The sequence below is a fragment of the Streptomyces sp. NPDC002206 genome (assembly GCF_053593595.1).
The window spans coordinates 1-14535 of record NZ_JBSFCW010000045.1; the positions used below are offsets into that span (position 1 = coordinate 1).

The 14535-nt window shown below is 72.4% G+C and carries 10 protein-coding genes; 8 read left to right on the plus strand and 2 right to left on the minus strand.

All coding sequences use genetic code 11. The annotated features are described in order from the left end of the window. Positions 1–104: 104 nt before the first annotated feature. Positions 105–1721, minus strand: a complete 1617-nt coding sequence (locus ACWCP8_RS37385) for a hypothetical protein (RefSeq protein WP_451120818.1) — start codon at positions 1719–1721, stop codon at positions 105–107. 39 nt (positions 1722–1760) lie between these two features. Next, positions 1761–1955, minus strand: a complete 195-nt coding sequence (locus ACWCP8_RS37390; RefSeq protein ID WP_328628654.1) for a hypothetical protein — start codon at positions 1953–1955, stop codon at positions 1761–1763. A gap of 309 nt (positions 1956–2264) precedes the next feature. Between ACWCP8_RS37390 and ACWCP8_RS37395 the strand changes: the two genes are divergently transcribed. The 8 genes from ACWCP8_RS37395 to ACWCP8_RS37430 all read left to right on the plus strand — a co-directional run bounded on the left by ACWCP8_RS37395 (position 2265) and on the right by ACWCP8_RS37430 (position 14528). Continuing rightward, positions 2265–2657 (plus strand): ankyrin repeat domain-containing protein, encoded by a 393-nt coding sequence (locus ACWCP8_RS37395; RefSeq protein WP_352266226.1) that lies wholly within the window; start codon positions 2265–2267, stop codon positions 2655–2657. 218 nt (positions 2658–2875) lie between these two features. Beyond that, positions 2876–4294 carry a HEAT repeat domain-containing protein gene (locus tag ACWCP8_RS37400; protein WP_352266227.1) on the plus strand — a complete coding sequence of 473 codons (1419 nt, stop codon included), beginning with the start codon at positions 2876–2878 and terminating at the stop codon, positions 4292–4294. Between the two features lie 142 nt (positions 4295–4436). Next, the gene (locus ACWCP8_RS37405; RefSeq protein ID WP_352266228.1) at positions 4437–5747 is read left to right on the plus strand and encodes a glycosyltransferase family 4 protein; all 1311 of its coding nucleotides are present in this window, start codon (positions 4437–4439) and stop codon (positions 5745–5747) included. Further along, positions 5744–6907, plus strand: coding sequence for a glycosyltransferase (locus ACWCP8_RS37410; RefSeq protein WP_352266229.1), 1164 nt, complete (start codon positions 5744–5746; stop codon positions 6905–6907). The genes ACWCP8_RS37405 and ACWCP8_RS37410 overlap by 4 nt, the downstream gene beginning before the upstream one ends. Before the next feature lie 341 nt (positions 6908–7248). Next, entirely contained in the window at positions 7249–8082 is an 834-nt protein-coding gene (locus tag ACWCP8_RS37415; RefSeq protein WP_451120821.1) for an SGNH/GDSL hydrolase family protein, read from the plus strand. Further along, complete coding sequence (locus tag ACWCP8_RS37420) at positions 8079–11753, plus strand: hydantoinase B/oxoprolinase family protein (protein ID WP_451120823.1); 3675 nt, start codon at positions 8079–8081, stop codon at positions 11751–11753. Before ACWCP8_RS37415 ends, ACWCP8_RS37420 begins: the two co-directional genes overlap by 4 nt. Positions 11754–11848: 95 nt before the next feature. Next, positions 11849–13375: a hypothetical protein gene (locus ACWCP8_RS37425; protein ID WP_451120825.1), complete on the plus strand. Its 1527-nt coding sequence runs from the start codon at positions 11849–11851 to the stop codon at positions 13373–13375. 217 nt (positions 13376–13592) lie between these two features. Continuing rightward, positions 13593–14528 carry a hypothetical protein gene (locus ACWCP8_RS37430; protein ID WP_352266233.1) on the plus strand — a complete coding sequence of 312 codons (936 nt, stop codon included), beginning with the start codon at positions 13593–13595 and terminating at the stop codon, positions 14526–14528. Positions 14529–14535 lie beyond the last annotated feature (7 nt).

The window sequence follows — 14535 nt, forward strand, 5'->3', positions numbered from 1 at the left end:
CGGCCGGCTGCCCGTGTTCGGCTCGTACCACCTGGGCACACCGGTCCTCTTCGACTTCGGCGTGTACCTGCTGGTGCTGGGGCTCCGCCCGCCCCTTCGTACGCCTACTCGCTGAGCATCAGCTGCTCGGCTGTCAGGACGTGCTCCGCCGTCAGGACGGTCTCCGCGGGCAACGGGGCCGGACTTGTAGGTTCCGGCACTGTCGCCTCGACCACCGTCTGCGGTGCGGGCAGCAGATCGAGCACGGCCTGCCGGTGTGCCTCGCTCGTCGCGTCGTCGTACGGGTCCGGCGTGGCCGGCACCTGGAGCCGCAGCACCGGGCCGGTGCCGAGCCGCGCGTATCCCCGGCCGGGCGGGACGTCCGGTGGCGGGGTGGTGTGCGGCTCCAGGCCGAGCACGGCCTCGACCTGGTCGCGTGCGCAGGGGCCGAGGACGACCCGGGCCCGGGTGTGGGTCCGTACGGTCTCGCTGAGCGTGTCCAGGCTGTCGAACTGGTCGGTCGTCACCACGGTGACACTGGCCGCCCTGCCGTGCCGCAACGGCACCTGGAGCAGTTCCTGCGGGTCGGGCCGGCCGTCGACGGCCGCGAGATGGCCGAGGACACTGGGCCGGTCCAGCAGGATCCAGAGCGGGCGCTTGGTGTCCTCTGGCGGGGGGTGTCCCGCCTGCCGGGCCCGGTTGGCGGCGATCAGCCGCCGCTCCGTCTCATGGGCCGCCCATTCCAGGGTGGCCAGCGCACCGGCCAGTCCGCACTCGACGGCCAGCACCCCGGTGCGCCCGGTCAGGCAGGCGTACTCGCCGGTTCCGCTGCCTTCGATGATGACGATGTCGCCGTGCTGGAGTGCCTGCAGGGCGATGGAGCGCATCAGCGTCGAGGTGCCGCTGCCCGGCTGTCCGACGATCAGCAGATGCGGTTCCGTGGAGCGGGCGCCGGTCCGCCAGATGACAGGGGGTGCGTCCCGGGTCTCCTCGCCGTCGGTGACCGGCACCTTTCGCTGCACCGCGTCGTCGTCGGTGAAACCCAGCACCGTCTCCCCGGGCGTGGTGACGAAGCGCTGGGCGGCGATCGAGGTGGGCAGGGCGTCGAGGACGCTCATCACGAGCTGGTTGGCCTCCTCGTCCCAGGCGAAGTGGTACTCGCGACCGCGGCCCGACTTGGCGTGCAGCAGCTGTTCGATCCGGATGCGGGAGGCGGCCTCGCCGTCGGTGAAGTACGCGGGGTACGCGACCTTGAGCCGGGTGACGCGTCCGTCGCCGTCGAACTCGTGACCGCTGAACGCCTTCCCCCAGTCGCCGCCGTGAGCGAACAGCGGACTCGGGTCGTCGGCCACGGAGAAGTACGGCACGAGCGCCTCGTACAGGGCCTGCAGCCGCCCGGTCTCGGTCTTGTCGGGGCCGGTCTTCACGGGCGTACGCTCGCGCCCCTTCCATGCAGCGGCGCCCATCACCGCGGCCAGGGCGAGCAGGGGCCCGTACGGGATGAGCACCACCACGAATACGCAGGCCGCGACGAGGAACAGCGTGGGACCACGCCGCTCCTTGGGTGTCGCGGCCCACTTCCGCCGTCCTGCGCCGGCCAGCAGCCGCAGACCACGAACGATCCTGATCAGCGGGTGAAGGACGTCGGTGGCGTTGTCGGCGGCCGTGCGCGCGAGCTCGCGACTGCGAGTGATCGAAGCGCTGCTGCTGCTCAGAATGCGGGGGAGTGGTCGCCGGGCCACGTCGGTCTCCTGAGGTGGGGTGGGAGCGGTCGCGGAGGGTCAGAACTTGATCCCGCCCAGCAGGCCGGCCAGGCTCGCGCCGCCCGCGGTGATGCTCGGTGCGATGGCGGTGCCTGCCAGATAGAAGCCGAACAGGGCGGTGACGAGTGCGTGCGAGCCCTTCAGACCGTCCTTCCTGAAGAACAGGAAGACGATGATGCCGAGGATGACGACGCCAGACATGGAAAGGTTCATGAGTGGTTCTCCTGTTTGGGGGGACAGTCACCATGAGTCCTTCCAGGCTCACAAAAAGTATCTATAGGATAAAAGGTGCAATGGAGTGAAAGGACGTAATTTTCACTGGAACGGCGGACAGGAGAGGCCGGCTCGGACGGAACAAGCGGCACGGCGCACCGCCCTGCCCTCACTCGGCGTGATCTTTGCCACGGCCGGTCCGGGGCATGTGTGCCGTGGAGCAGTACCCTGTCGATTCACCCGTACGGCCCCCGTGCCGTACGGCCCACCCGGTCAGCAGCAGCGAGTTCATGGAAAGCGGTCCGTCCGATGAGCGAAGTCCCAGATCCCGAGGTCGTGGAGCTGGCGACCAAGGTCTTCGACCTGGCGCGCCGCGGGGAGACCGAGGCGCTCGCCGCGTATGTGGACGCCGGTGTGCCCGCGAACCTGACCAACGACCGGGGCGATTCGCTGCTGATGCTCGCCGCCTATCACGGGCACGCCGAGGCGGTCACTGCTCTTGTCGGCCGCGGCGCCGACCCGGACCGGGCCAACGACCGCGGGCAGACGCCGCTCGCCGGAGCCGTCTTCAAGGGGGAGGAAGCGGTGATCGAGGCACTGCTCGCCGCAGGTGCCGACCCGGCGGCCGGAACACCGTCCGCGCTGGACACCGCGCGCATATTCGGCAAGGCCGACCTGCTGGAACTCTTCGGCTCCCGCTGAGGGGGTACGCGGTAAATGTGGTCGCGGTGACGAAATGGCTGGGTCATCATGACGTCGCGGGCCCGATTCGGGCCACCGACGAGAGGTAGAGGAAGATGGTCTACACCAAGCAGAAGACGGCGGTCGGCCGATCATGTTGCTGCGCGGCGTAGTGCCCACCCGGCACTTGGAACTGCACAGTCCCGGTTGCGTCGACAGCTTGATGTGAGGCTTTTCCCATGTTCGATCCGTTCATAGCGCCGAGCGGCACCCTGCTCGGCCTGCTGCAGAGGGGCCGCGGCGACGGCACGCTCCACGCGCTCGCCGCACCACGCGCCGAGGCCCTCGCGGCACTCAACCACTGCGTCCTGAGCGATCCGCGTCACGACTGGCAGGTCGAGAACCGCTCCCTCTACTACGCACGTCTGTATCTCGACCTCGACGGCGGCATCGAGGAGATCGAGCAGCACCTGAGCGATCCGGACGACCACATCGACACCGACGACTCGCGGACCGGCCTGGCCCTCGCGGTCCTCGGCCACCTCGCCTCGTACGGTCGCTCCGACGCCCTGGCCCTGCTGCGGCGGTACGCGGCGACCGGCGCCAACTGGGCGTGGGCCCTCGACGAGCTGGCACTGCGCGACGACGACGCGGGACTCCGCACGCTCGCCGTGCCCGTCCTGGCCCGATTCCCGGACACCGAGGAGGGCGCCGCCGAGCTCGCGGCCGCCGTACGGGACGCCTTCGAGCCCCGGCCCTGGCGGCTGTGGGCGGACGATCCGCGCGAAACGGTCGGAGCCAGGGTCAGGTCCGCCTCGGAACAGGGCTCGTTCGACCGCTGGCAGCGACAGATGCGCCCCGGCGGCCCACGCCCCGGCTGGAGCGTCCAGGCCGTCTTCGACTGGGCACAGCAGGGACTGGACCGCGGCACCCCTCTTCACGTACCGGCAGCCCGCTGCCTCACCGCCGTCGCCGGACCCGACGACCGGCCGACGATCGTCGAGGCTGCCCGCAGCGGCCCGGAAGGCGCCCGCTGCGCGGCTCTGCACTACCTGTCCGAAGCCAGGGACCCGGCCGTGCTCGACCTGATCGAAGCCGCGGCGGTCAGCCCCTCGCGCACGGTCGCCGACGCGGCCGTCGCCGCCTTCGAGCGGATGTGCGGCGACGCGGCGGTGGACCGGGCCCGGATCTGGGCCCGACGGCCCGACGCGCTCGGCGCCTCCGCCGCCGGGGTGCTCGCCTGCCGGGGCGGCGATCAGGACGCATCACTCGTTCTCGCCGCTCTGCGTGACGCCGTACGCGGCGAAGGGCCGGACGCACAACGCCTGTGGACCCTCGTCGACGGTACGGGACGGCTGGGCATCGCCTGCGCCGCACCCGTCCTGCGCCACGTCTACCGGGAGACGTCCTCCTCACAGCTGCGCGGCCGGACGGCGCGCGCACTCGCGGCCACCGACCCGTCCTTCGCCACCGGCTTCGCCGTCGAATGCCTGTGGGACTGCGAGGAGACCACCCGGGAGGTCGCCGCACTCCACGCGGAGACCGGCGACATCAGGGTCGCCGAACGGCTGCGCCGACTGGCCGCCGACCCGGCCGAGGAGGCCGAGGTACAGACCGCGGTACGCAGCAGGATCGGGCCCGACACCCCGGCTGTCTGACCCGCGGCACGCGCAGAAGGGCGCAGCGCTCCGGGAGGAGCGCGGCGCGCCCTGCCACCGGACGTCGAACGCTCACTGGACGTTCCCCGGGTGGAAAGATCCAAGTCGGCCCCGTCACGTCCGGTGCGACGACAACACGGGTATGCGTGTCGTCATCGTCACCGAATCCTTCCCGCCCGATGTCAACGGCGTGGCCCACTGCACCATGCAGACCGCCCGGCACCTCGCCGCGCGGGGCCATGAACCGCTCGTCATAGCCCCGGCCACGGCCGGTGCGACGGCCACATCCCGGTCCTCCGGCACTCCGTGGAGGCCACCCACCGGCAGTGACCCTGCGCGGCCGTCGGCTGCCTCGGCCCCGTACCAGGGTGCCTCCGGCACCCCGTGGGAGCCGCCCACCGGCAGTGACCCCGCACGCCCCCCGGCCTCCTCGACCCCGTACCAGGGTGCCTCCGGCACCTCCGACATCTTCGAATCGGCCGCGCCCTGCCCCGTGGTGCGCGTCCCATCCCTGCCCCTGCCCGGCTACTCCCAGGTCCGGGTGGCACTTCCGAGTCGTCGGCTGATGGCCGCCCTCACCGCTCACCGGGCCGAACTCGTCCATCTCGCCGGACCGTTCGTGCTCGGCGCACGCGGCATGGCGGCAGCCGCCCGGCTCGGGCTGCCTGCCGTGGCCGTCTACCAGACCGACCTGGCCGGATACGCCCGTACGTACCTCGGTGCCGGCGAGAACACCGCCTGGCGCCGGATGCGGGCCGTGCACAGCGCCGCCGACCGGACCCTCGCTCCCTCGTCCGCCGCCGTCCGCGACCTCACCGAGCACGGCGTGGAGCGGGTGCGGCTGTGGCCGCGCGGCGTCGACACCGTACGGTTCCGGCCGGAACTGCGCGACGAGGCGTTGCGCCACCGCCTCGCGCCCGGCGGCGAGAAGATCATCGGATACGTCGGCCGGCTCGCCCCGGAGAAGCACGTCGAACTCCTCGCCGGGGCCTGCCGGCTGCCCGGGGTGCGGGTCGTGGTCGTCGGGGACGGCCCCAGCAGCGCATCGCTGCGAGCGGCCCTGCCCGGCGCCGTCTTCCTCGGCCGCAGGACCGGGGAGGACCTCGCCCGGCTGTTCGCCTCGCTGGACATGTTCGTGCACACCGGCCCGTACGAGACGTTCTGTCAGACCGTGCAGGAGGCCATGGCCTCCGGTGTGCCCGTCATCGCCCCGGCGGCGGGCGGCCCGCTCGACCTCGTCGACCACGGGCGGACCGGCCTGCTGGTCCCGCCGCACGACGCCGACGCGGTACAGGCAGCCGTCGGCGCACTCGCCGCCGACCCGGCTCGTGCGGCGGCCTACGGGCGGGCCGGGCGGACCATGGTCGAGGGCCGGACGTGGGAAGCCGTCGGCGATCAACTGCTGGACCACTACGACGAGGTGCTGCGCGGCCGGACGGCGGTGGCCGCATGACCGGGCGCGAGCGGGGAAAGACCATTGTCCGCCTGGCGAACTTCGTCACCCCGTCCTCCGGCGGACTGCGCACCGCCCTGGACGAACTCGGCCGCGGCTACCTCGCGGCCGGGCACGAGCCGGTGCTCGTCGTGCCCGGCGACAGCGCGAGCGATGTACGCACCGCGCAGGGCAGGGTGATCACCCTCCCGGGACCGGCGCTGCCGGGCAGCGGGGGCTATCGCGTACTGGCCGGCCGCCGCACCCTCCGGCACCTCCTCGAAACGCTGCGGCCCGACCGCCTGGAGGTCTCCGACCGCACCACCCTGCGCTGGACGGGCGAGTGGGCCCGCCGTGCCCGGGTGCCCGCTGTGATGGTCTCCCACGAGACCGCGGACGGGGTGCTGCGCACCTGGGGCGTCCCGGCCGGTGCGGCCGCGCGGACCGCCGACCGCCTCAACACCCTCAGCGCACACGCCTACACCCGGATCGTGTGCACCACGGAGTGGGCGGAGCGCGAGTTCGTCCGGATCGGCGCACGCAATGTGGTCCGCGCCCCGCTCGGCGTGGACCTGCGGCGCTGCCGCCCCGGCAGGCGCAGCCTGGTCCTGCGTGCCCGGCACGTCCGCGGCTGCTCCGTGCTCCTGCTGATGTGCTCCCGCCTCTCGGTGGAGAAACGGCCCGGCCGGGCCCTGGACGCGCTCGCCGTCCTCAACGGCCTGGGTGTGCGTGCGACGCTGGTGGTCGCGGGTGACGGGCCGCTGCGCGCGGGGCTGGAGAGCCGGGCGCGGGCGGAACGGCTGCCGGTCGAGTTCCTGGGGCATGTGCGGGACCGCGAACGGGTGGCGGATCTGCAGGCCGCGGCCGACCTCTGCCTGGCGCCCGGCCCCGCCGAGACGTTCGGCCTCTCGGCCCTGGAAGCGCTGGCCTGCGGCACCCCGGTGGTGGCGAGCGCGAGCTCCGCGCTGCCGGAGGTGATCGGCGAAGCGGGAGTGGCCGCGGCGGACACGGGTGAAGCATTCGCCGCAGCCGTACGGGAGTTGCTGGCGCGCCCCGAAGCGGAGCGGCGTGCGGCGGCGAGGCAACGCGCCGAACTCTTCGGCTGGGACCGCTCGGTGGCGGCATTCCTGGCCGCCCACGACGTGCCGGACCGGGGCGGGATACCGGGGGTGCGGGCATGACGGGGGCGGGGGTGCGGATGGCCGGGGCGACGGCCGTGCCGGTGCCAGGGGCGACGGCATCCGCGTCGAGCTCTGCGTCGGCTCCGGTGTCCGTGACGGGGGCTCTGCCGGTTTCGACCGGGCCCGCGCCGACTCCCGTGTCGGCTCGCGTATCCGTAACAGAGGCTCCGTCTGTACCGCCGGCGTCGCCCGCGCCCGCCTCATTCTCGGTAGCCGCTTGCCTCCCCGTAACAGCCGCTCCGCCTGTACCGCCCGAATCACTTGCGCAGACCGCGACCCCCGGTCGCCCGATCCGGTTCGCCGCGCTCGGGGACTCGTTCACCGAGGGTGTCGGTGATCCCGTGCCCGGTGGCCGGCGCGGCTGGGCCGCGTTGCTGGCGGACGGGATCGGGAACGGCCGGCAGGGCGTCGAGTTCCGTAACTTCGCCGTCAGCGGTTCACTCTCCAGCGACGTCCGTGACCGGCAGGCCCCGGCCGCCGTCGCCTTCCGGCCCGACCTCGCGTCCGTCGTCGTCGGCGTCAACGACACCCTGCGCCGGTCCTTCGACATCCGGCTCCTCGCCCAGCGGCTGGACGAGGTCTGCGCGCTCCTGACCGACGGCGGGGCCGTACTCCTCACGGCCTGTCTGCCCGATCCCGGCACCGTCCTCGGGCTGCCCGCGCCGCTCGGCCGGCCGCTGGCCCGGCGGCAGAGTGCGGTGAATGCCGTGGTGCATGCGTTGTCCGCCCGCTACGACGCCGTCCATCTGCATGCGTCGGACGGGGAGTGGGTCTCCGACCGTTCGCTGTGGAGCGCCGACCGGCTCCATCCGGCCGAGCGCGGTCATCGCACGGTGGCGGCGGACTTCCATGGGCTGCTCGCCGCCCGTGGTCTGGCCCTCGGCACCCCGCCCGGGCGCGAGCCGGAGCAGCCGCCGCCGAGCCGTACCGACTCGTTGCTCTGGCTGGCCACGGCGGGCACCGGATGGTTGGTCCGCCGGAGCACCGATCTGCTGCCCCAACTTCTGTGCCTGGCAGGAGCCGAGATACGGCACTGGGCGCGCGGCACGAGCGCGCAGCTGGACCGGCGGGCCGACCAGGCACTGCAGGGCGCGCTCGCCACGGTCCCGTTCAGAACTCCGCCCGCCGTGCCGTCTGCCCCGTTGCCGGTGCCGCACGTCAGTATGGAGGGGTGACTGGACGCTGGGAGTTCTGGATCGACCGTGGCGGCACGTTCACCGACGTGGTGGGCCGCGATCCCGAAGGGCGGCTGGTCACCCGCAAGCTCCTCTCGCACGATCCGGACCGCTACCGGGACGCCGCAGTGGCCGGGATCCGTCTGCTGCTGGGCCTCGGCCCCACCGACCCGGTCCCCGCCGACCGGGTCGGCAGCGTGAAGATGGGTACGACCGTCGCCACCAACGCCCTGCTGGAGCGACGCGGCGAGCCGACCGTCCTGGTGATCACCGAAGGGTTCCGCGACGCCCTGCGCATCGCGTACCAGAACCGGCCGCGCCTCTTCGACCGCCGCATCCTCCTGCCGGAGGCCGTGTACGAGCGGGTGATCGAGGTGCCGGAGCGGATCGACGCGAACGGCCGGACCCTCACACCCCTCGACCTGGCAGCGACGGCCGAGCAGTTGAGAGCCGCGTGGGCCGACGGATTCCGCAGCGCGGCGGTCGTCCTGATGCACGGCTACCGGCACCCCGCCCACGAGACCGCGGTCGCCGCCGCGGCCCGCGAGGCCGGCTTCACCCAGGTCAGCTGCTCCCACGAGGTGAGTCCGCTGATCAAACTCGTACCGCGCGGTGACACCACCGTCGTCGACGCCTATCTCTCGCCGATCCTGCGGCGGTACGTCGACGAGGTCGCCGGTGAACTGGACGCCATCCGACTGATGTTCATGCAGTCCAACGGCGGACTGCGTGAGGCCGCGCACTTCCGTGGCAAGGACGCCGTGCTCTCCGGTCCGGCAGGCGGAGTCGTCGGCATGGCCCGTACGTCCGAACAGGCCGGATTCGACCGGGTCATCGGCTTCGACATGGGCGGTACGTCCACCGATGTGTCGCACTACGCGGGCGAGTTCGAGCGCGAGCTCGGCACCCAGGTCGCCGGCGTACGGATGCGCGCCCCCATGATGAACATCCACACCGTCGCGGCCGGCGGCGGCTCCGTCCTGCACTTCGACGGCCGGCGCTACCGGGTGGGGCCCGACTCCGCGGGCGCCGTCCCCGGCCCGGCCAGCTACCGCCGCGGCGGGCCCCTCACCGTCACCGACGCCAATGTCATGCTCGGCCGGGTCCAGCCCGCACACTTCCCCGCCGTCTTCGGACCGGACGGGGACCTTCCACTCGACGTCGATGTGGTGCGCGAGCGCTTCGGCGAACTCGCGGACGACGTGGCCCGGGCCACCGGAACGCGGCGTACCGCCGCCGAGGTCGCCGCCGGTTTCCTGGAGATCGCCGTGCTCAACATGGCGAACGCGGTCAAGAAGATCTCCGTGGAGCGCGGCCACGACATCACCCGCTACGCCCTCACCTCATTCGGCGGCGCCGGCGGCCAGCACGCCTGCGCCGTCGCCGACGCGCTCGGCGTCGACACGGTCCTCGTACCGCCGCTGGCCGGGGTGCTGTCGGCGTACGGCATCGGTCTCGCGGACGCGACCGCCATACGCGAACAGTCGGTCGAGGCGGAACTGGACGACGAGGGGACCAGGACCCGGCTGGGAGAGCTCCACGACGACCTGGCCGCCCGCACCCGAGCCGAACTGCGCGCCGACGGACTCCCGGACAATGCGATCAGCACGCACGCCCGGGTGTTCCTGCGCTACGCGGGTACGGACGCGAGCCTGCCGGTCGACCTGGACACCGCGCCCGCGATGACGGAGGCGTTCATGGCCGAGCACCGCGCCCGCTACGGCTTCACCATGGACCGACCGCTGCTCGCCGAGGCGGTATCGGTCGAGGCGACCGGCGCGGCCGGCCGGCACGAACCGCACCCGGTGGACCGGAGGGCCCGTCAGGACGCGCCGCAACCACACGCCACGGTACGGATGTTCGCCGACGGCCGATGGCAGGACACCCCGCTCCACCGGCGCGAGGCTTTGCACCCGTCGGACACCGTCACCGGTCCCGCCGTGATCGCCGAGGCCGACGCCACCACCGTCGTCGATCCCGGCTGGCAGGCCGCCATCGGCGACACCGGCCATCTGCTGCTCACCCGGGTCCGCCCGCGCCCCGGCCGGACCGCGATCGGTACGCGCGTGGACCCCGTCATGCTGGAGGTGTTCAACAATCTCTTCATGTCGATCGCCGAGCAGATGGGCGTACGCCTGGAGAACACCGCGCATTCCGTCAACATCAAGGAGCGGCTCGACTTCTCCTGCGCCCTGTTCGACGCGGACGGCAACCTGATCGCCAACGCCCCGCACATTCCGGTGCACCTCGGCTCGATGGGGGAGTCCATCAAGGAGGTGCTCCGGCGCAACGGCACCACGATGCGCCCCGGCGACGTGTACGCCATCAACGACCCGTACCACGGGGGTACGCATCTGCCCGATGTAACCGTCGTGACCCCGGTGTTCGACGGACGTGAGACATCCGGCGACGGTCGCGCCGGGCTGCGGTTCCTGGTGGCATCGCGCGGCCACCACGCCGAGATCGGCGGCATCACCCCCGGATCCATGCCCGCCTTCAGCCGCACCATCGACGAGGAAGGGGTGCTGTTCGACAACTGGCTGCTGGTGAGGGACGGCAACTTCCGTGAGGCCGAGACCCGCGAGCTGCTCACCGGCGCCGCATACCCGTCCCGCGATCCCGACACCAATCTCGCCGACCTGCGCGCCCAGATCGCCGCCAACGAGAAGGGCATCGCCGAACTGCGGCGCATGGTGGACCAGTTCGGCGCCGAGGCCGTCGACGCGTACATGGGCCATGTGCAGGACAATGCCGAGGAGTCCGTACGCCGGATCATCGCGGAGCTGAACGACGGTGCGTACCGTTACGAGACCGACAACGGCGCCGTGATCGAGGTCGCGCTGACCGTGGACCGTAACGCCCGCAGCGCCGTCGTCGACTTCACCGGCACCTCACCGCAGCAGCCCGGGAACTTCAACGCCCCGAAGTCCGTCGTCATGGCCGCAGTCCTGTACGTCTTCCGGACCCTGGTCGCCGACGACATCCCGCTCAACAGCGGCTGCCTCAAACCCCTGGAGGTCAGGGTCCCGGAGGGCTCGATGCTGGCACCCGTCCACCCGGCGGCCACCGTCGCGGGCAACGTGGAGACCTCCCAGGCCGTCACGGGCGCGCTGTACGCGGCGCTCTCGGTCCAGGCCGAGGGCTCGGGCACCATGAACAACCTGACCTTCGGCAACAACCGTGTCCAGTACTACGAGACGGTGGCCAGCGGCTCGGGCGCGGGCGACGGCTTCGACGGCACCGACGCCGTGCAGACCCATATGACCAACTCCCGTCTCACCGACCCCGAAGTCCTCGAATGGCGCTACCCGGTGCTTCTGGAGAGCTTCCGGGTACGCGACGGCAGCGGGGGAGCGGGCCGGTGGCACGGCGGCTGCGGGGTGGAGCGCAGACTCCGGTTCCTCGAACCCGTGACGGTGGCGCTGCTCTCCGGGCATCGCCGCGTCCCGCCGTACGGCATGGCGGGCGGCGCGCCGGGCGCGCTGGGCAGCCAGCACATCGAGCGTGCCGACGGCGCGAGGACGGTCACCCCGCTGAAGGGCTGCGATACGGCCGATCTGGCGCGCGGGGACGTGCTGGTCCTGCGCACTCCGGGCGGCGGAGGGTACGGAGCCGGGGAGCGCGGGAACCCGTCGGTGCCGGAACCGGAACGACCGCCGCAGCGTGACTGACCGACCGTGTTGTGCGGTACCGGCCGACGGTGGGGCAACCGGTAGCTTCTGCGCCGTTTCGACCGTTGTCGGTGTGAGGACCTAATCTGTGCAGCGTGACTTCGCCTGCCTACACGGACAACGCTGCGCCCCAGCTCAGCGCGGGGCCGCGGCCCGCCCCGGGCCCGGCCGCCGACGAGGGGCTCTCACGGCGGCTCCGTGCGCTCGCCTGCACGGCGCCGCTGCACGACCTCGACGTGCGCAAGGCGAATCTGGCCGGTGAGTACACGGTCTACGCGATGGCGGAGGTCGCGCTCGCCGCGATCGACCAGGTCACGCTGCACATGGACTTCGACACGGGCGCCGACCACGAGCAGATAGTGGCCAAGCTGCTCCCGCGCGTCGCCGCCCAGGCCCCGCGCCGTCCCGTCGCGGAGCACGAGCGCGTCGCCCGCTGGGTGCTGGAGAACCTGATCAATGTCGGAAGCGTGGACCGTGGCTTCCGCGCGGTGTACGGCACTTTCGGCCCCGACGGGGTGTATGTCCGCAGGGACTACGACTTCAAGCTGATCGAAGAGGTTCCCGGTTACGGCGGCAGCGTCTATCTGAGGGCCACCGACGAAGCGGTCAACGTCCTGGTCGGTGCCCTCGACACGGACGTCACCAGCGCCCAGATCGCCGCCGAGGTGAAACTGGAGGTCCTGATCAGCCGGGGCCGCCTCGCCGATGCGCAGCTCGCCGCCGAACAGGCCCGCTACCGCACTGTGCAGTACGCGGAGACGCTCCGCAGGACGCTGGAGGCGACCCGGCGCAACGTCAGGGCCGTCGACTGGCTCAACGCGGTGCCCGACATGATCGCCGAGGCATTGGACCACGTGGCCGACCGCTACCGCCACGAGAATGCGATCCTCACCAACATCCGCAAGGCCAGGGACGAGGCGGAGGACCCCGAGCACAAACGCCGCGCCGCCGAACTCGTCGACATAGTCAAGGACTGCATCCGCCGCCACACCCAGCTGCAGTCCCGCCTGCTGGAGGCAGGACCGCTGTTCCGTGCCGAGCAGGACCGGCAGGCGTTCGCCACCCCCACGGCCAGGACCGGCCTCGACCTGTACGGCCAGCTGGTCGCCCCGCTGCTGCCTCTCCCCGTCGAACAGGCCATCCGCGTCACCGACGCGTTCTTCGCCCACGGCACGGGGCTGCGCACGCCCACCTCCGTACGGGTGGCTGACCTGGTCGACATGCTGCTCACCCCGCCCCTGGAACGTGAACACCTGGGCGCCGAGATGCCCGAGCCCGATCTGATCGCCACCCCGGACGACAGCAGGTTCAGCGAGGAGCAGTTGGCGAGCGCCATGAACCTCCTCGATCTGGAGCACGACGCACCGCGCCGGCTCTCCGGGCTCCTCGCCGAGGCCCGGCGGAGCGATCCGGACCTGCCCTATCTGGTCGCCCTGCTTGCGGTCCACGCCGCATCCCCGCCGGTCGGCACGGCCTACCGCCAGGGCGAGCGGCGTCTGCTGTTCGCCGTGGACGACGGGACCGAGCTCGACGACCCGGAGTTCGGCGGCGCGGATCTGATCGTGGGCACGGCCGTGCTGGACGCGGCCGGAATGGCCGCGGACCGCTCGGAGGCGTCATGAGCGGGCCGCGGCGCCGGGCCCGTCCCGGTCACCGTAGATCCGGTCCCGGTCGCCGCCACCCCTGCTCCGGTCACCGGGTGTCCGGACCCGGTCACCGCCGAGCCGGGGTCGGCGCCCCCCTGCGCGCGGTCCGGCCCGCACCGTTCCCGACGGACGCCGGCAGAGCCCGCGCCGTCCACCCCGTACCACCGATCTTCCGCACCGAGGAGCGACCGTCGTGAGCGACCACCGCGCAGAGCACACCGACGCGTGGAGCGAGCCGACCGCCGGGTACGCCACCGTCGGGTACGCGCCCGACGGCGAAGCCGCCCACGAGTCCACGGCGCCCGCCGCCGTCACCCCGGCCGACGCGGCCGACGCAGCCCGGCTCGTCGCCTTCGGGCTGCAGCCCAAGCTGCTGCCCGCCCGCGACGCCGAATACGCCGAGCTGCTCCGCCGCTACCGGGAAGAGACCCCCTTCGCCCGGCTCGCCGACGCCGTGGCCACCGGGCTCGGTCTCGTCGTCCTGGAGGTGTCCACCCGGGCGGGCATGGCCGTGACGGCGGGCGAGGACTCGGTCTTCGCCGTCCGCATGGGCGACTACGCCCGACGCGCCTCGTCCGACTCCGCCGACCGCTTCCTGCACGGACTGGCCCACCTCGCCGTCGCCGCCATGGCCTTCCCGCGCCCCGAGGACCTCGCCGACGACGCGTACATCGGCCGGATCACGGTCAACGGCATCGACGCGTTCGTACGCCAGGCCTGCCACCGCCTGGAGGAGCGCGCCGAGGAGCACGGCGACAACACCGACCCGGCGACCGACGCCCCCGGGCTGGAAGCGGCCTGGCGGATCTACGCCCGGCGCAGCGCCACCGGTGCGACGAAGGACGCCCGGCGGCTGGCGGGCTCCACCACCGGCATCGTCGGCAAGGCCGTCGCCTTCCTCACCGACTCCGGCTTCCTCCAGCGCACCGGGGACGACGCCGGGGGTGCCTTCCGCACCACGGCCCGCTACCAGCTGCAGGTCCGCGACATGGCGGGCACCGCCGCCATGGCCGAACTGCTGGAGCTCGGCGTCGTACCCGTCACCGACGGAACGGCGACGCTGCTGCCGCCGCCCGACGGCGACGACCTGGAGCTGGCGGCCGACGCCGGTCTGCCCTTCCACGCCTGAGCACCTC